This is a genomic window from Xanthomonas sp. NCPPB 2586, from assembly GCF_041475775.2.
Taxonomy (GTDB): domain Bacteria; phylum Pseudomonadota; class Gammaproteobacteria; order Xanthomonadales; family Xanthomonadaceae; genus Xanthomonas; species Xanthomonas campestris.
The window spans coordinates 4,396,294-4,414,226 of record NZ_CM192981.1; the positions used below are offsets into that span (position 1 = coordinate 4,396,294).

The 17,933-nt window shown below is 67.2% G+C and carries 16 protein-coding genes; 10 read left to right on the forward strand and 6 right to left on the reverse strand.

Going from position 1 to position 17,933, the window contains the following annotated elements; all coding sequences use genetic code 11:
- Positions 1 to 4 precede the first annotated feature (4 nt).
- Positions 5 to 1,063 carry a CDP-glycerol glycerophosphotransferase family protein gene (locus ACCQ09_RS19335; protein WP_075286226.1) on the reverse strand — a complete coding sequence of 353 codons (1,059 nt, stop codon included), beginning with the start codon at positions 1,061 to 1,063 and terminating at the stop codon, positions 5 to 7.
- On the opposite strand from ACCQ09_RS19335, the gene ACCQ09_RS19340 reads away from it, so the two are divergent.
- Complete coding sequence (locus ACCQ09_RS19340; RefSeq protein ID WP_011038826.1) at positions 1,064 to 1,888, forward strand: glycosyltransferase family 2 protein; 825 nt, start codon at positions 1,064 to 1,066, stop codon at positions 1,886 to 1,888. It begins immediately after the preceding gene.
- On the opposite strand, the gene ACCQ09_RS19345 is transcribed toward ACCQ09_RS19340, so the two are convergent.
- The 5 genes from ACCQ09_RS19345 to def form a co-directional block, all read right to left on the reverse strand.
- Positions 1,873 to 3,162, reverse strand: coding sequence for an O-antigen ligase family protein (locus tag ACCQ09_RS19345; protein WP_011038827.1), 1,290 nt, complete (start codon positions 3,160 to 3,162; stop codon positions 1,873 to 1,875). The genes ACCQ09_RS19340 and ACCQ09_RS19345 overlap by 16 nt on opposite strands.
- Positions 3,163 to 3,311: 149 nt before the next feature.
- Positions 3,312 to 5,033, reverse strand: coding sequence for an ArnT family glycosyltransferase (locus tag ACCQ09_RS19350; RefSeq protein ID WP_228428199.1), 1,722 nt, complete (start codon positions 5,031 to 5,033; stop codon positions 3,312 to 3,314).
- 21 nt (positions 5,034 to 5,054) lie between these two features.
- Positions 5,055 to 6,365, reverse strand: coding sequence for a 16S rRNA (cytosine(967)-C(5))-methyltransferase RsmB (gene rsmB, locus ACCQ09_RS19355; protein WP_040941918.1), 1,311 nt, complete (start codon positions 6,363 to 6,365; stop codon positions 5,055 to 5,057).
- A complete protein-coding gene (gene fmt, locus ACCQ09_RS19360; protein WP_011038830.1) occupies positions 6,365 to 7,288 on the reverse strand; it encodes a methionyl-tRNA formyltransferase in 924 nt (307 codons plus the stop codon). The genes rsmB and fmt overlap by 1 nt, the downstream gene beginning before the upstream one ends.
- Positions 7,289 to 7,683: 395 nt before the next feature.
- Positions 7,684 to 8,196: a peptide deformylase gene (def, locus tag ACCQ09_RS19365; RefSeq protein ID WP_014506394.1), complete on the reverse strand. Its 513-nt coding sequence runs from the start codon at positions 8,194 to 8,196 to the stop codon at positions 7,684 to 7,686.
- Between the two features lie 131 nt (positions 8,197 to 8,327).
- On the opposite strand from def, the gene ACCQ09_RS19370 reads away from it, so the two are divergent.
- From ACCQ09_RS19370 to ACCQ09_RS19410, 9 genes are all read left to right on the forward strand, one after another.
- A complete protein-coding gene (locus ACCQ09_RS19370) occupies positions 8,328 to 9,464 on the forward strand; it encodes a LysM peptidoglycan-binding domain-containing protein (RefSeq protein WP_040941919.1) in 1,137 nt (378 codons plus the stop codon).
- Positions 9,465 to 9,536: 72 nt separating this feature from the next.
- Positions 9,537 to 10,673 carry a DNA-processing protein DprA gene (gene dprA / locus ACCQ09_RS19375; protein ID WP_040941920.1) on the forward strand — a complete coding sequence of 379 codons (1,137 nt, stop codon included), beginning with the start codon at positions 9,537 to 9,539 and terminating at the stop codon, positions 10,671 to 10,673.
- Positions 10,674 to 10,716: 43 nt separating this feature from the next.
- Positions 10,717 to 11,190, forward strand: coding sequence for a DUF494 family protein (locus ACCQ09_RS19380; protein ID WP_040941921.1), 474 nt, complete (start codon positions 10,717 to 10,719; stop codon positions 11,188 to 11,190).
- A gap of 40 nt (positions 11,191 to 11,230) precedes the next feature.
- Complete coding sequence (locus ACCQ09_RS19385) at positions 11,231 to 11,971, forward strand: pilin (protein WP_040941922.1); 741 nt, start codon at positions 11,231 to 11,233, stop codon at positions 11,969 to 11,971.
- Positions 11,972 to 11,997: 26 nt separating this feature from the next.
- A complete protein-coding gene (locus tag ACCQ09_RS19390; RefSeq protein WP_040941923.1) occupies positions 11,998 to 13,143 on the forward strand; it encodes an RDD family protein in 1,146 nt (381 codons plus the stop codon).
- A 180-nt stretch (positions 13,144 to 13,323) separates the two neighbouring features.
- On the forward strand, positions 13,324 to 15,819 hold the full coding sequence (locus ACCQ09_RS19395) for a DNA topoisomerase I (protein ID WP_040941924.1): 2,496 nt from the start codon (positions 13,324 to 13,326) through the stop codon (positions 15,817 to 15,819).
- Between the two features lie 8 nt (positions 15,820 to 15,827).
- Positions 15,828 to 16,391 (forward strand): L-threonylcarbamoyladenylate synthase type 1 TsaC, encoded by a 564-nt coding sequence (tsaC, locus tag ACCQ09_RS19400; protein ID WP_040941925.1) that lies wholly within the window; start codon positions 15,828 to 15,830, stop codon positions 16,389 to 16,391.
- Positions 16,392 to 16,513: 122 nt separating this feature from the next.
- Positions 16,514 to 17,266 carry a hypothetical protein gene (locus ACCQ09_RS19405; RefSeq protein ID WP_040941926.1) on the forward strand — a complete coding sequence of 251 codons (753 nt, stop codon included), beginning with the start codon at positions 16,514 to 16,516 and terminating at the stop codon, positions 17,264 to 17,266.
- Complete coding sequence (locus ACCQ09_RS19410) at positions 17,263 to 17,907, forward strand: DUF4124 domain-containing protein (protein WP_040941927.1); 645 nt, start codon at positions 17,263 to 17,265, stop codon at positions 17,905 to 17,907. Before ACCQ09_RS19405 ends, ACCQ09_RS19410 begins: the two co-directional genes overlap by 4 nt.
- Positions 17,908 to 17,933: the final 26 nt, after the last annotated feature.

A 17,933-nucleotide genomic window follows, 5' to 3' on the forward strand; every position in this document is an offset into this window, starting at 1 on the left:
GTGATCAGCGCCGCGACGGGCCCCAATAGCCAAGCGCGCGACGGATCTGCAGGGCCCGCCATTGCGCCCCCAGCGGTTTACGGCGCAAGCGGCCCATCTCGCCGGCGATGAAGTCTTCGGTGGCGGCGATCACGCGCTCGGACGACAGCCCATCGCGAAACGGATGGATCGCATCCGCGTACGCGGCCAGCGCCGCACGCACGCCCGCCTCTGGCTGCAGCGCGCACGCCAGCCACTGCGGCAATTCCTCGGGCTGCTGGAAATCCAGCATGTGCGGCTGCGGCACACGGTTGCGGAAGGTCACCACCGGTTTGTGCTGCACCACGAACTCGGACACGATCGAAGAGGTGTCCGAGACCAGCACATCGGCAGCGCGCTGCGCGGCCATGACCTCTTCAGGCTCGACAAAACGCGCATTGGGCCCGGCCAGCGCGCGATAACGCTCGAACAGCGCCGGCGCACATTTGGGATGCAAGGTGAGCAGCCAGTAATGCGTGCCGCGTGCGATGTCCGCGGCAATCTGGTCGTACAACACCGGCGCCGCGCTCAGCCGCTCGGTAAAAGTGGAGCCGAACAGGATGACCGGGCGCCCGTCAGCCGGCGCGCGCAACGCGGCGCTGCGTCCACCGTCATCGCGAAACACCGGGTCCAGTTTGGGCCAGCCGGTCTCGGCCACCGCGAAATGGCCTTCGCGCTGGGCCAATGCACGAAACGGGGCGGTGGTGGCCGGGCCCTGCGTGCAATACAGATCGAACAGCCCGCGCACCCGGAAATGCCCGCGGTTGTCTTCCCGTTTTTGCACGTTGAAGCCGTGAAACAGCTGCACCTTGGCGCCGGACACGAACGGCGGCACCCAGTTGGCGGCACTGAACACCGCACGTGGGCGCAACGCCAGCGCTTGCCGCAGGCCAATCTCGCGCACGCCAGGCACCTGCAGCCCGCGCGCGCCATCTTCGAACCAGGCCGACACCGACTGGCCGGAGGCCTGTAATGCCTGCGCCAATGGCGCCAGAATAGGCAACGCGTAACGCTCCGTTGCGAACAGCAGGTATTCGGCCATCACATGTCCTCATCGACCGCCCCAGACGAACGGCCTCGCATTTCCGCCTGCATTATCGCGTTCAACGAAGCCGATCGCCTACGCGACTGCCTGACCTCGCTGGCGTTCTGCGATGAGATCGTGGTGGTCGACTCCGGCTCCACCGATGCCACTGCCGCCATTGCCAGCGCGCACGGCGCGCGCGTGCTGCATCGTGCCTTCGACGGCTACCGTAGCCAGAAGGCATTTTGCGTGGCGCAGGCCAGTCACGACTGGGTGCTGTGCCTGGACGCGGACGAGCGCGTGAGCGATGCATTGCGCGCCTCGATCCTCGCCGCGCGCGATGCCGGATTCAACGCGGCGGCCGGCTATCGCTTCGCACGCCTTTCCGAGTATTTCGGGCGGTTCCTGCGCCACGGCAATGCGTATCCGGACCGCGTGCTGCGGTTGTTCGACCGGCGCCGCGGCGGCTGGCGCGGCAAGCGCGAGATCCACGAAGCCGCCAGCGTGGATGGCACCGTGGCCACCTTGCGCGGTGACCTGATCCATCACCCCTACCGCTCGCTGATGCAGCAGCTCGGCAAGACCCAGCGCTATGCGCAGATGATGGCCGAGTACGACTACGCCCGTGGCAAACGGGCGACCTGGAGCAAGCTGGTGCTCGCGCCAGCGTGGCGCTTCTGGCGCGGCTATCTGCTACGGGGTGGTTTTCGCGATGGCTGGCACGGGCTGATTTACGCCTACGTACGTGCCAACTATGTGCGCCAGAAGACCATCATGTTGTGGCTGTTGCAGCAGGGCCAACCGGTGCAAGACCCGCCGCGCGCACCTGATCAGCGCGCGGACTGAGCCAATGGCGATGCGGCAGTGGCATGCTGCTGCGCCTGACGCGCGGCCAGCCCCGCCAGGATGCCCACCATCGCCGCATAAAAGCTGGCCGAGACCTGATGGGCGAACATCGATTGGGTCAGCCCGCACAGCGCATAGCTGATCACGATCATCACCCCTGCCGCGGCCGGCCCACGAAATTGACGCTGCCCGCTGCGACGGTGCAGGCGCACGAACATCCACAGCGGCACGCCGTACACCGCGATCAGCAGCAGCAACCCGGGAATACCCTGGGTGGCGCCCCACTCGGCCAGATCGTTGTGCGCGTGGCCCAGATGGCAGCGCAGCAACCAGGTGTCGCCCGCGCACAGTGGCAGCTCGCGCATTGCATCATCGAAGCGCCCCACGCCCACACCCGTCAACGGATGCGCCTGCAAGGTGTCCCAGGCCACGTGCAAGCGCTCGATGCGCGCACCGGCAGACGAATCGGCGTCGCCGACTTCGTAGCGCTGAAAATCACTTTGCAGCTCGCCGATGCGCAGCTGTTCGGTGAGCCCCGGCACGCTGAGCACCAGGCCAACGCACACCACCGCGCCGCCGACGAACGCCAGCAATCGCATGCGTGCGCTCTGCCAGGGCGCGCCCCAGACCAACACACCCAGGGTCACCAGCAACGACAACCACACGCCACGGCTACCGCTCAGCACGATCACCGCCACCGCAGCCACCGCCGCGCCCAGCAACCAGCGCACCTGGCCATTCGGGCGGCAGAAGATGGCCACCACCAGCAACATCAGCGCAATGTCGGCAAAGACAATCGCGTTGGTCCAGCCCTCTGCGCGCTCGGCACCGTTCATCACCTGCAATATCGCCACCAGCATCGCCGCGAACACGCCGGCCAGCGCGCCGCGCCACAGCCAGACCTGCCGCGGCTGCAGTGCATACGCCCACAGCGCTGCCCACGGCAGCACCAGAAAGCGCGAACGGTTTTCCACATCGCGTACGGAAGGCTCGAACAACACGATCGACAGCACCGACATCGCGATCACCACCGCGGTCAGGCCAGTCAGCACCCGCAACGACCAGCCCTGCGTGGCCAGGCCCGCGCGCAGGCTGCGCCACCCCAGCAGCGTGCCGCCCAGCAGGCACACGCCGAACGGCAGCAAGCCGCTGGGCATGTTCACCACCAGCGCCGTGAGCACGAACACGCCCAGCTCGGCCAATCTCAGCGCGGCACGCGATGCGACAGGAACGGCGGGCGACAGGGGCGGGTGCGGTGAGGGCAAGGAATTCATCAGGTGTGGGTGGCGAAGGAGGGGTGCAGCCGCACGGCGGCGGCAAAAAGGCAGGCCAAGCTAACGATGCGGCGCATGAATCGAGGCTAGACGACCATGCACTGCCTCATTGACCGCATCACGACTGCGCAGTTGCGGTGTGGACACCCTCACTCGGTGTCCAGGTTGCCCTGCTCCTTCGCTTCGACCACCTTCTCGGTCGCATTGGCCACGCACGGCCCATGCACGGCACTGCCCGGAACCAGCCACCATTTGCGCCGGTTGGCCACGCCCACCACTTGGCTGGCAGTGCGATCGACGCAGCCCAGCAGCGCGGTTTCCTGCACCAGCAACCAGCGCCTGGCCGGCTGCTGCGCCTGCCAGGCCACGCCCTGCTGCAGCTGCGTCTCCCAGGGCACCTTGAAGCCGAAGGTCTGCGCCGGCCGGTCGGCCATCAGCAGGTTCTGCTCTTTCCATGCCACCAGACCGAGCTGCGCCTGCGGCCCGATCCGGCGCCCGGCCTCGCGCATCACCGCGCCGGCCGAGCTGGAGTCGTTGAAGATCGGGTAGCAGATCAGCCCGAACGCCACCCACCACGCGCCGAGCAAGGACGCCACCGCCAGCGCGGAGCGCCGCACGCGCAGCAACAGCAGGCTGGCAGCGCCCCACAGCGACACTGCCAGCAGCACCCAGCCCAGCGGGTCGGTGGCTTCGCTGCCCACGCCGCGGCTGTCCATGATTTTCTGTTCGAAGCCCGGGTGGCCGATCAGCATCGCCAATCCGCCCGCGCCAAAGGCCACGGTCAACAGCAGCGCAAATCCGAACAGCACCCGCTGCACGCCAACGCGGCGCAACAGCCCCGGCGCCAATGGCGCCAGCGCCAGACAGAACATCGGCAGTGCCGGCAGGATGTACACGTCGCGCTTGCCATTGGGAATGGTGAAGAACACCAGCACCAGCAGCCACCAGGCCAGCGGCAACAGGTAGCGCGGATCGCGTCGCCGCAGCCGACGCCGCCAGGCCGGCACCGCCCAGGGCAGTAGCAGGATCACCGGCATCCACATCGTGGCCATGCCCTTGAGGTGGTACCACACCGGTTGCGCGTGATCCCACGAGTTGGCGTAGCGCTTGGCGGTTTGCCGCAGCAGGATGTCGTTGAGGTAGACGCGGTATTCGGGCTCGCCGGCGGTCAACGCGGTGACCACCATCGGCACGAACCACAGCAGGATCGCGACGAAGAAAAACACCGGCCCAAGCCAGAACCGCTTGTCGCGCACCCGGACCTGCACGCCGGGCCAGCCACGCAACGCGGCGATACCGGCCGGAATCAGCATCAGCAGCGCAATCACGCCCACGCCCTTGGTGATGACGCCCAAGCCTGCCGCAAACCAGCCCAGCGTCCACCAGCGCCACGCGGGCCCCAGCAGTAGGTGCCGCAGTAGCCCGTAATTGGCCAGGGTGATCCAGAACACCACCAGCGGATCGATCTGCGCCTTCTTGGCCTGAAACGTGAAGTGCAGCGTGAACAACAGCATCCACGCCGCATAGGCGCCGACGCGCCGCGTCCACAGCCGCCGGCCCAGGTCGTAGACACAAGCCAGCGTGCCCAGCGCCGCCAGCAACGACGGCAGCAGGAACGCCACCCGCCAATTGCCCAGCAGCGTGTAGAACGCGGCCTGCAGCCACATCAGCATCGGCGGCTTGTCCGAATACAGCTCGTTGCCGCGATGCGGGAACAACCAGTCGCCGCTCAGCACCATCTGTTTGGCGACCAGCGCAAAGCGTGGCTCGTCCGATGGCCAGGGGTCACGCAGGCCCAGGCCGGCGCCGATCACCAGCACCGCGGTGATGGCGAGCAGCCAGACATCCTTGGAAGCGCGGGTCTTGAGCATGGCGATGTCTACGAATGCGGATCAGGAAGCTTTTAGCAAAAGCGCGTAGAAAAAACCGTCGCACTGCTGTTCGCCAGGAAAGCGCTGCCGTCCCGCACCGGCGGCATGGCCGAATTGCGCACCCAGCGGCTGCGCCTGCGCATCGGCGGTGCGCTGGAGGAAGGCCTCAATCTGCGTCTGGTTTTCGCGCTTGAGCAGCGAGCAGGTGGTGTAAAGCAACTGCCCGCCCGGCCGCAAGGTGCGCCAGCAGGCTTCCAGCAGACGGGCCTGCAGGGCGCACAGCGCATCGATGTCGTCTGCCCGCCGATGCAACAGCACATCGGGCTGGCGGCGCACCACGCCGGTGGCCGAACACGGCGCATCCAGCAGCACCGCATCGAACGGCTGCCCGTCCCACCAGGCGGCGGTGTCGGCCGCATCGGCGGCGTGCAGGCGCACCGTGCGATCGGGCGCGGTCCGCTGCACGGTCTGCCGCACACGCTCCAGACGGCGCGCATCCACATCCAGCGCAGTGAGCTGCAGCTGCGGATAACGCTCGAGCAAGTGCGCTGCCTTGCCACCGGGCGCTGCGCAGGCATCGAGCACCCGCGCTGCGGGTGCCAGGGCCAGCGCATCGGCCACCTGCTGGGCCGAGCCGTCCTGCACCGACACATCGCCTTGCGCAAAGCCGGGCAGTTGGCTCACCGGCACCGCGGTGTCCAGGCGCACGGCATCGGCCAGCACCGGGTCGGTGTGCGCGGTGATGCCCTGCTCGGCCAGCCGTGCAACATACTCGGCAGGGCTCACACGGGCGCGCGGTACACGCAGCCACATCGGTGCCATGCGGGCACTTTCCACAAAGATCGCTTCGGCCTGGTCGCCCCAGTCCGCGCGCAATTGCTTGCGCAGCCACGACGGCCAGCCGGCATCGTCGGCAACAGCGGGGAAGCCCTCGCGTTGCGCGCGCCGCAGCACCGCGTTGACCATGCCGGCCTGACGCGGGCGGCCCAGCGCGCGGCAGGCCTCCACAGTGGCCGACAAGGCGGCGTGTGCGGGCAACTGCAAGACATCCAATTGCGCGAAACCGGCCATCAGCAGCGCCTTGAGCTCGGCATCGCGCGGCGGCAGCGGGCGCTCCAGCCATTGCCGCAATGCCACGTCATAGGCCGGGCGGCGGCGCAGTACCGCAAAACAGATCGCTTCAACCAAAGCACGGTCGCGCGGATCACTGACGCCCGGCAGCGCGGCGGTCAGCTCGGCTTTCAGCGAACGCCCCTGGTCGAACACCGCCGCCAGGATGCGGGCAGCGGCCAGGCGCGAGGCGACACCGGCTGCCGCGGTTTCGGCGGCCATCAACGCAGCGCCGGCAGGTCGCGCCGCGCGTTGAGGTAATCGGCGGCGGTGATCGCCTTGCCGCCTTCGCGCTGCAGCACCCGCACCCGCAGCGCGCCCTGGCCGCAGGCGATGTCGATGCCTTGCTTGCTGGCCGCCAGCAGCGTGCCCGGGGCCTGCTGATGCGCCAGGTCCAGCGCCACCGCGCCATGCAGACGCACGCGTTCGCCAGCCAGGATCGCTTCGGCTACCGGCCATGGATTAAATGCCCGCACACGCCGAGCCAATTCCTCGGCCGGCTGCGCCCAGTCCAGGCGCGCCTGCGCCTTGTCCAGCTTGTGCGCGTAAGTCACGCCCTCGGCCGGCTGCGGCTGTGCGACCGGGCGGATGCCGGCACGCAACAGACCCAGGCCATCGGACAGCACCTGCGCGCCCAACGCGGCCAGGCGATCATGCAATTGCCCGCCGGTTTCCTGCTCGCCAATTTCGACGCGCTGCGACAACAGCACCGGGCCGGTATCCAGGCCGGCTTCCATCTGCATCAGACAGACACCGGTTTCGGTGTCGCCAGCCTCGATCGCACGCTGGATCGGTGCGGCGCCACGCCAGCGCGGCAGCAACGAGGCATGCACGTTCCAGCAGCCATGCGTGGGCGCGGCCAGCACGGCCTTGGGCAGGATCAGGCCATACGCCACCACCACCATCAAGTCCGGCTGCAGCGCGCGCAAGGTGGCCAGGGCCTCGGGCGAGCGCAGCGTCTGCGGCTGAAAGACCGGGATACCGCGTGCAATAGCGTCCAGTTTGACCGGCGATGGCGTCAGCCCGCGGCCGCGGCCTGCAGGGCGATCCGGCTGGGTATACACCGCGACCACTTCATGCCGCTGCGCGGCTGCGCGCAAGGAGGCGACAGCGAAGTCCGGCGTACCGGCGAAGACAATTCTCATAGGGCTGGGATTTGGGAGTCGGGATTGGGGATTCGCAACGGCAGATGTGCTAGCCGGGACGGTGGCGGCATGGAACTGATAGATAGGGTAGACAGTTGCGCGGGCAGGTTTGGCGACTGGCGCCGAAAGCGGCATTGCCCGGCATCGATAGGCGCGGTGAGAAGCGGGAATTGCGAACAGCAATTCGATAACCGCGACGGGCAGCGGCTTATCCAATCCCGAATCCCGAGTCTCAAGGCTCTGCACACGCGGACTGGGGCAATGGCGATTCGACGACTCACGCCAAGAAACAGATCACACCAGGATCCGCGCCCGAAGATTTGAAACAGCGGACTCAAAGACCAGCAAGAACCCGCTTTTGCCAATCCCGGATCACAAATCCCCAATCCCGGCCCTCACGCCACATGCTTGCGCAGTTTGGCCAGTTTCTTGCGGACCATCTCGCGCTTGAGCGGCGACAGATAGTCCACGAACAGCTTGCCGTCCAGATGGTCCATTTCGTGCTGGATGCACACCGCCAGCAGGCCATCGGTGCTCAGTTCCTGGGCCTGCCCCTGGCGGTCCAGATAGCGCACGGTGATCGCATCGGCGCGGCTGACATCGGCAAAGATGCCGGGCACCGACAGGCAGCCTTCCTGGTACACCTGCTCGCCCTGCCTGGTGACGATTTCGGGGTTGATGAACACCTGCGGGGCATCCTTCTCCTCGCTGACGTCGATCACCATGAAACGCTTGTGCACGTCCACCTGACTGGCGGCCAGGCCAATGCCGGGCGCCTCGTACATGGTCTGGAACATGTCATCGAGCAGGGTCTGGAACGCCGGGCTGACGACCTCGGCCGCATCGACCGGCACGGCCTTGGTGCGCAGCCGCGGATCGGGAAATTCGAGAATAGGGAGCAAAGCCATGGGATTACCCGTCAGGGAACACCGGCGCTGCGCCGGCAAGACGGCGTCATTCTAGCGCAATGCTTGCGTGGCGCCCCGGTTTCTGGACTATAGTGCGCGGACCTGTTGGGGAATCAGGCAAGAAGGCACTCATGTTGAACCGACTTCGTACGGTCGTCGCTGCGGCGATGCTGACCGTCGCGACCTACGCTGCCGCGCAAGCGGTGGGCGAACATCCAGATACCTACGTGGTCCGCAAGGGGGATACCCTTTGGGATATCGCTGGCCGCTTTCTGGAAAAACCGTGGCTGTGGCCGGAAATCTGGCAGGCCAATCCGCAAATCCAGAATCCGCATCTGATCTACCCGGGTGACGTGATCAGCCTGGCCTACCTGGACCGCGTCGCCAAGGGCACCGTACAGCCCGGCCCGCGCCAGGAAGCACCGATCAATGCCATTCCGCTGGCCGACGTCGAGCCGTTCCTGAAGAACCTGCGCGTGGTCGAAGACTTCGACCAGCTGCCGTATGTGGTGGGTCTGGAAGGCAATCGGCTGCGTGCGTCGGCCGAGCAGGTCGCCTACGTGGTCGGGCTTGAAGATGCCCAGCCAGGCCAGCGTTTTGCAGTGGTCAGGCCGACAACGCAGTTCAGCCTGCCAAAGCACAACGAAGACCTGGACGCAGCTGGCGATACGGTTCCGGGGTCGGGTTCGCTGTGGAAATTCTATGCCGCACCCAGCACCCGCCGCGAGTTCCTCGGCTATGAGTTGACCCAGGTCAACATCGGCACGATCACCCGCAGCGCCGCCGCCGGCAATTCCAAGGCCGCCACCCTGTTGTTGCAGGACAGTGGCCGCGAAGTGCGGGCGGGCGATCGCATCATCGCGGTCGAAGCGCAGCCCTACGACCTGCAGTTCATTCCACATCCGCCGTCCGAACAGGCGGTGCAGACCGAACTGCGCGTGCTGGCCATCGCCGATGCGTTCACCGCAGGCGGCACCCGCGACGTGATCGCCATTTCCGGCGGCGCCCGCGAGGGCATCGACAACGGCACGGTGTTCTCGATCTGGCGCAAGGGCCGCACAGTCAGCGACCGCGTGAAGCATTCGCGCTTCTCGCGTGCAGATGATGGTTTCAGCGGTCCGTCCAGCTCCACGGTCGGCCTGCCGGACGAATATGCCGCGCATGCGATGGTGTTCCGCACTTACGACCGGGTCAGCTATGCGCTGGTGATGGAAAGCGTCAAGCCGACCGGCCTGGGGTATTTCGTGAAGCATCCCGACGCGAAGTAACGGGAAAAATCCGACGCACCAACGCGACGGCGCCCGAGGGCGCCGTCGTCGTTTGCGGCCTACGCTGCCGGGATGGACCTGACCGAACCCGACCGCCGCGCCCTGCTCACCATACTGCTGGCCGGCGGACGCAGCCCGCCACGCCGCGCCCTGCTGGACGCTTTCGATGCCCCCTCCCAGATCCTGGCTGCCGGCCCGGCCACCTGGCGGGCTGCCGGCTGCGACGCGCTCCAGATCGCCAAGCTGCAAACGCCTGACACCCCGACATTGGACGCTGCCTTGCGCTGGTGCGCGCAACCAGGCCATCACCTGATCGGCTGGCGGGATGCGGACTACCCTGCACTGTTGCGGCATATCGCCAATCCGCCCTTGGCGCTGTTCGTGGACGGCGACCCCGCCGCGTTGTGGCACCCCTGCGTGGCGGTGGTCGGTAGCCGGGCGGCGAGTGCCGGTGGCCGCGACCATACGCGTCACTTCGCCGCCAGCCTGGCCAATGCGGGGCTCGGCATCGTCAGCGGGATGGCGGCCGGAGTGGATGCGATCGCACACGAGGCCGCGCTCGCCCGTGCCGACGGCATCACCGTGGCGGTGGTCGGCACCGGTCCGGACGTGGCGTATCCGGTGCAGCATCATTCCTTGCGCGACCGGATTGCCGCGCGCAGCGCGGTGGTCAGCGAATACCTGCCAGGCACGTGCGCGGTGGCCGCGCACTTTCCGGCACGCAATCGCATCATTGCCGGGCTGGCGCTGGGCACGCTGGTGGTGGAGGCGGCGATGCGCTCCGGCGCCCTGATCACCGCCCGGCTGGCGGCCGAGGCTGGCCGTGAGGTCTTCGCCCTGCCCGGCTCGCTGCATAACCCGCTTGCCCGCGGCTGCCACCACCTGATCCGGCAAGGCGCCACGCTGGTGCAGGAGCCGGCGCAACTCGTCGAGGGGCTACGCCTGCTATCCGGCGAGCTGGCCGATGCCTTGCGCCAGCGCCTGACCGCCCCCACTGAACAGGCCAGGACGGTCCCGCAGCCCACCCCGCGGCGCTCCGATCCCGACTACCAGCGCTTGTGGCACGCCCTGGGCCACGACCCAACCCCTATGGATTCGTTGCTCGAACGCACCGGATTGACGGCCGCCGCGCTGTCCTCCATGCTGCTGATCATGGAACTGGAGGGAGACGTGGTCACCGAGCACGGTCGCTATACCCGCAATCCCTAGTTTCTTCACCTCCACAGCGTCGCGCGACGCAGGCCGAGGGGCAATGAAAGAGAGCATTCTCGATGTACTGCTGTACCTGTTCGAACATTACTTCAGCGAAGATGCGGACCTGGTCCGCGACCGTAATTCGCTTCAGAACGGCCTGATCCAGGCCGGCTTCAGCCCTGCCGAAATCAGTAAAGCCTTCGATTGGCTGGATGCGCTCGCCGAGCAGCGGCCAAGTGTCGCGCGTCCGCATGTCGACGGCCCGGTGCGGATCTACCACGGCCCGGAGCTGGACAAGCTCGACGTCGATTGCCGGGGCTTTCTGCTGTTCCTGGAGCAGCACCGCATCCTGGACGCCGACCAGCGCGAGCTGGTGCTGGACCGCGCCATGGCGCTAGACCAGGACGAACTGGATCTGGACGACCTCAAATGGGTCGTGCTGATGGTGCTGTTCAACCAACCGGGCGCCGAAGCGGCTTATGCCTGGATGGAAACGCAGATGTTCCTCGACGAGCCTGAACCCGTACACTGAAGGCAGAAGCCGCGACGGACGCGCGAGCGAGGGGACGGGGATGAGCAGTTGGTATTACGCCGATGGCAGCCGCCAGCGGCGTGGCCCGGTGGACGTGGAGGCGCTGCGGGGCTTGTACCGCGACGGCGTGATTGCGCTGGATTCGCTGGTCTGGCGCGAAGGTATGCCTCACTGGGCGCCGTTGGCTGCATGCGCCGCAGAATTGGGCCCACCGATCGCCACCGACGTGGCGTCATCGCCGCTGCCACCGCCGTTGCCGCTCACCGCTGTGGGCACGACCTCGGCACGCCCCACCATCTCATCATCCACTCATTCGACACCCGTCGCTGCCTCGCGCAATGGTGCCGGCTGGGCGGTCGGGATTGCGGTCGGGTCAGTGATTGGCGTGGTTGGACTGGCGTTTGTGTTCGGCATCGTCGCCGCGATCGCACTGCCGGCCTATCAGGACTACACCGCGCGCGCCAAGGTCAGCCAAGCCATTGGCGCGTTGGCACCATTAAAGCCGCAGATTGCCGAATTTCTGCAACGCGAAGGCCGCTGCCCGACCAATGACGACGCCGGCTTCCATCCGCCAGAACACTATGCGACGGGGACGCTGGGCATCGTGCGCATCGGCCACTTCGACACGGCCCAGTGCGGCGTGGAGGCCTTGCTGCACACGCCGGACAACGCCAAGCTCGACGGCAAACCGCTGTGGCTGGACCTGGATCAGGACGCCGGCAGCTGGGACTGCAGTTCCGAGATCGACGACAAATTTCTGCCGCAGGATTGCCGCGGCTAGGCAACGGTTTTGACCAAGGGGACAGTATGACGCAGTGGTATTACGCCGACGCGCAGCGGCAACGCCAGGGACCGGTGGACACGGACACGCTCCGTGCGCGCCTGGAACAAGGGGTCATTGATCGTTCCAGCCTGGTCTGGCGCGAAGGCCTGGCGCAATGGGTGACGTTGGCGGAGGTGGCTGCCGAACTGGGGCTGGAGACGCCCGCCGCAACGCCCGAGACGGCATCCGCGTTCCCGCCTGCGCCGGTCACTGCAGATCCCTCGCCTGGCGCCGCGACCAGTGCCGAACCGGTGCCAGAGGCCGGGTTCACGCCGGTCACGCCCCAGACCACGCAGCCAGACAGCGTGCCGGCCGCGCACATTTCCACTCCCGTGGACGCCGGTAGCGTCGCCAGCTCCGTGCCGTCTCCTGGCGCCTGGTCGGCGCGTACTGCAGCCGAGCCCACCGAGCACCAGCCAGCCACCAACGCGTCCCCAGCCACACCGGCCCAGGCGACACCGTTGCCGGCCGCCTGGGACATGCCGGCGACCTCGCTCGGGGTTGCGCCGGTCGCGGACGCACCGATCGTCTACGCGGGCCTGTGGCGCCGGGTGGCCGCCAGCGTGCTGGACAGCTTCATCACCACGTTTGCGGTCTATCTGATCGTCATCCCGGTGGTCCTGGTGCTGTCGATCGGCCTGGGCGCGTCCAGCTCGGCGTCGAGCCTGGAGGGCGCCGGCGGCACGGTGGCGATCATGATCCTGGCCTATGGCATCGGCTTGCTGATCCCAACGATTTACTTTGCGTGGATGCAGTCCAGCCGCCATCAGGCCAGCCTGGGCAAGCTCGCCTGCGGCATCAAGCTGGTGAACGGCAACGGTGGCCGGGTCAGCTTCTGGCGCAACGTGCTGCGCTACCTGGCTTACATGCTGATCACGGTGCTGACGCTGGGCATCGGGGCGATCGTCTCGGCCTTCATGGCCGGCATGAGCGCACGCAAGCAGGCAATCCACGACAAGGTCTGCGACACCCTGGTGGTGGACCGCTGGGCCTACACCGACACGCCGGAACGCCAGCAGGTGGGCCTGGACACGGTCACCATCGTGGTGCTGGCGATCTACGCGGTGATGCTGCTGATCTCCATTGTGTTCGGCGTCCTGTTTGCGGTGATCGCCATCAACCAGAGTTGACAATCGCGGCGCTGGCCGCTTGACACGGCGGCGCTCGCCGTGATCTTTCTAATAAGAGAACTGAACGCCCGGGCACCTTCCCGGGCGTCGACGTGTGCGAAACAGCCGATCTGCTTCCCTCGACCGGCCAATTAGGCCACGCTACCTGCCCCCCGGGCTCCGCCCCAAGAATTTGCCACCATGCCCAAGCACCTGCTCATCGTCGAATCGCCCGCCAAGGCCAAGACGATCAATAAATACCTCGGCAAGGACTTCACCGTCCTGGCCTCGTATGGGCACGTGCGTGACCTGGTTCCCAAGGAGGGCGCCGTGGATCCGGACAACGGGTTTGCGATGCGCTACGACTTGATCGAAAAGAACGAGAAGCACGTCGAGGCGATTGCCAGGGCTGCCAAGAGCGCCGACGACATCTATCTGGCGACCGACCCGGACCGCGAGGGTGAGGCGATCAGCTGGCATATCGCCGAGATCCTGAAAGAGCGCGGGCTGCTGAAGGACAAGACGATGCAGCGGGTGGTCTTCACCGAGATCACGCCCCGCGCGATCAAGGAAGCCATGCTCAAGCCGCGTGCGATCGCCGCCGACCTGGTGGACGCGCAGCAGGCACGCCGTGCGCTGGATTACCTGGTCGGTTTCAACCTCTCGCCTGTGCTGTGGCGCAAGGTGCAGCGCGGGCTGTCGGCCGGCCGCGTGCAGTCGCCGGCGCTGCGCATGATCGTCGAACGCGAGGAAGAGATCGAAGCCTTCATCGCCCGCGAATACTGGTCCATCGATGCGCACTGCCGGCATCCCTCGCAGCCGTTCAATGCGCGGCTGATCAAGCTGGACGGGCAGAAGTTCGAACAATTCACCGTCACCGACGGCGATACCGCCGAGGCGGCGCGCCTGCGCATCCAGCAGGCCGCGCAAGGCGTGTTGCACGTCACCGATGTGGCCAGCAAGGAGCGCAAGCGTCGCCCTGCCCCGCCATTCACCACCTCCACGCTGCAGCAGGAAGCCTCGCGCAAGCTCGGCTTCACCACCCGCAAGACCATGCAGGTGGCGCAGAAACTCTATGAAGGCGTAGCGCTCGGCGACGAAGGCTCGGTCGGTCTGATCAGCTATATGCGTACCGACTCGGTGAACCTGTCGCAGGACGCACTGGCGGAAATCCGCGACGTGATCGCGCGCGATTTCGGCACCGCCTCGCTGCCGGATCAGCCCAACGCCTACACCACCAAATCCAAGAACGCGCAGGAAGCGCACGAAGCGGTGCGCCCGACCTCGGCACTGCGCACGCCGGCACAGGTGGCGCGCTTTTTGTCCGATGACGAGCGCCGTCTGTACGAGTTGATCTGGCGCCGCGCGGTGGCGTGCCAGATGATTCCGGCCACGCTCAATACCGTCAGCGTGGATCTGTCGGCCGGCAGCGAGCACGTGTTCCGCGCCAGCGGCACCACCGTGGTGGTGGCGGGCTTTCTGGCCGTGTACGAAGAAGGCAAGGACACCAAGAGCAGCGAAGACGAGGACGAAGGCCGCAAGCTGCCGCTGATGAAGGCCGGCGACAACATCCCGCTGGACCGCATCGTCACCGATCAGCATTTCACCCAGCCGCCGCCGCGCTTCACCGAAGCGGCGCTGGTCAAGGCGCTGGAGGAATACGGCATCGGTCGGCCGTCCACCTACGCTTCGATCATCCAGACCCTGCAGTTCCGCAAGTACGTAGAAATGGAAGGCCGCAGCTTCCGCCCCACCGATGTGGGCCGAGCGGTGTCCAAGTTCCTGTCCGGGCATTTCACCCGCTACGTGGACTATGACTTCACCGCCAATCTGGAAGACGATCTGGATGCGGTCTCGCGCGGCGAAGCCGAGTGGATCCCGTTGATGGAGAAGTTCTGGGGCCCGTTCAAGGAACTGGTCGAGGACAAGAAGGATTCGCTGGACAAGACCGACGCCGGCAGCGTGCGCGTGCTCGGCGCCGACCCGGTCAGCGGCAAGGAAGTCAGTGCGCGTATCGGCCGCTTCGGGCCGATGGTGCAGATCGGCACGGTCGAAGACGAAGACAAGCCCACCTTCGCCTCGCTGCGGCCGGGCCAGAGCATCTATTCGATCTCCATTGAAGATGCGCTGGAACTATTCAAGATGCCGCGCGCCCTGGGCCAGGACAAGGACCAGGACGTCAGCGTCGGTATCGGCCGCTTCGGGCCGTTCGCCCGCCGTGGCAGCGTGTACGCGTCGCTGAAGAAAGAGGACGACCCGTACACCATCGACCTGGCGCGGGCGGTGTTCCTGATCGAAGAGAAGGAGGAGATCGCGCGCAACCGGGTGATCAAGGAATTCGACGGCAGCGACATCCAGGTGTTGAACGGGCGCTTTGGCCCGTACATCAGCGACGGCAAGCTCAACGGCAAGATCCCCAAGGACCGCGAGCCTGCCTCGTTGACCTTCGAGGAAGTGCAGCAGTTGTTGGCCGACACCGGCAAGCCGGTGCGCAAGGGCTTTGGCGCCAAGAAGGCCACGCTCAAGAAGAATGCAGTGAAGGATTCGGCCAAGGAAGCCAAGGACGCGGCCAAGAAGACGGCGGCGGTCAAGAAAGTCGCCACCAAGACCGCAGCCAAGAAGGCACCAGCGAAGAAGGCCGCCAAGAAGGCGACCAAGCGCGTGGTCAAGAAAGTCGTCAGCAAGGCGGCTGGCTGAGTCAGCGCATGCCGCACGCACCGGATCTGGATGCTGCCGTTGCCACTCTCTCCCGCGGGGGAGTGATCGCCTACCCCACCGAAGCGGTGTGGGGGCTGGGCTGCGACCCGCGACAGGAGGCAGCTGTGCTGCGCCTGCTGGAGCTCAAGCGCCGCCCGGTGGACAAGGGCGTGATCGTGGCTGCGTCCGGGCTGGACGTGTTGCAGGACTGGATCGATGTTGCCGCACTCGGCAGCGAACAGCTGACCGCGGTGCTGGCGCAATGGCCCGGCCCGCATACCTGGGTCTTGCCAGTGACCGCGCAGGCGCCGCGCTGGATCACCGGCGATCACGACGGGCTGGCCGTGCGCATCAGCGCCCATCCAGTGGTTGCGGCCCTGTGCAAGGCCTGGGGCGCGCCGCTGGTGTCCACTAGCGCCAACCTGGCCGGGGAGCCGCCCGCGCGCAGTCGCGCAGCGCTGGACCCGGCCTTGCTGGCCCACATCGACGGCGTGCTGGACGGCGAGGTCGGCGGTCTGGCGCAGCCCACCCCGATCCGCGACGCCCGCACCGGGCAGATCCTGCGCGACTGACGCTGGCGTCGAAACACCGCGCCGGTCGCTGCACGTAGTCGCCGCCTGGGCGAGCGGTTACGCATTCAGCGCGGGGCCTGCCGCCTCTTTGCCACAGCCCATAACGCGCGCACACTGCGTGCATGCGCCTGATCCCGACCTTCCTGCTGCTGGCCGCCACGCTTACGGCGCAGGCCGCGCCTGCCACCGCCACCAAGCCCGATCCGAACGTGCGGATCTACCGTTGCGTCAGTAGCGCCGGAACGGTGGCGCTGCAGGATGCGCCGTGCAGCGGCGGCCGCCAGCAGGTGCTGGATCTGCAACGCCCGCAAGACCCGCCACCGCAGCCGCTACGTCCGGCGCCGGTTGCCGCAACGGTCGCGCCGCCGCCGCGTGAAGTGCGCATTGTCACCGTGCAGCCGCCGCAGCCGATGTACGAGTGCGTGACCGAGGAAGGCACCCGCTATACCAGCGACAGCCCGGAGGGCAATCTGCGCTGGGTGCCGACCTGGGGCCCGGCCTACGTGTCGGGTGATCCGTACCGCCGGCCGCCGGGCATCCGCCCGCCCGGGCCGCGGCCAGCCGGTGTCAGCGGTGCGATCCAGGCCGGCGGTGATGGTGGGTACCGGGGTGGGTACCGGGGTGGGCGCGGCGGCTATGGTGGTGGCGGCTACGGCAATGGCTACGGCGGCACGGTGATCGTGCCCTACGGCAACGTGCAGATCCGCGACGAATGCCACGCCCTGCCCGAGCAGGAAGTCTGTGCACGGTTGGCCGACCGCAGATGGGAGCTGATCCGTCGCTATAACAGCGCCCTGCAGAGCGAGCGCGTGGACCTGACCCGTGAGCAGCGCGGCATCGATGCGCGCCTGCAGCGCGACTGCGGCGGCGTATGAGCCGCTGGGGCTGGGTGATGCTGGTGCTGGCGCCCACCGCCAGCGCGCAGGAAGTGGCGATCTACCGCTGCACCGATGCCCAAGGCGCGCTGACGGTGCAGAACATGCCCTGCCCGAAGGGCATGCAGCAGCAGAAGAAACTGATGACCGCCCCCGCCACCATGCCATTGCCGTCGAGTGCAGCGGCGCCGGTGTCAGCCCGTTCTGCGCCTGCCCGCGCGGCCACGCAAGCGCCGCCTGCAGCGGCGCCCGCACCGCAAGCGCCGGCCGCTGTGCCGACGGCCACCACCGCCACCTCGTCACTGCCACCGCCGCCGCTGTTCGAATGCACCGCGCACGACAATGGCCGCTACTTCACCGAAGACAGCGAGCCGGCCACGCGCTGCCTGCCGATGCAGGTCACCAACCTGGCCGGCGGCCCCGCGCAGGGCGGCGGCAGTGCTTGCGAGGTGGTCACCGACCGCTGCGCGCCGGTGCCGGACCAGAGCCTGTGCGCGGCGTGGCGGCAACGCGCCGAGCAAGCCGAAGCCGCGTGGCGCTTCTCCGACGAAGCCCAATCGGCCGCGCGCAAGCAACGTTACGACCAGGCGCGGCGGGTGATGGACGAGAGCCGCTGCGCTGGCACGCCCGCGACGCCCTGAGCCACGCGGACACGGCGTATCGGCAG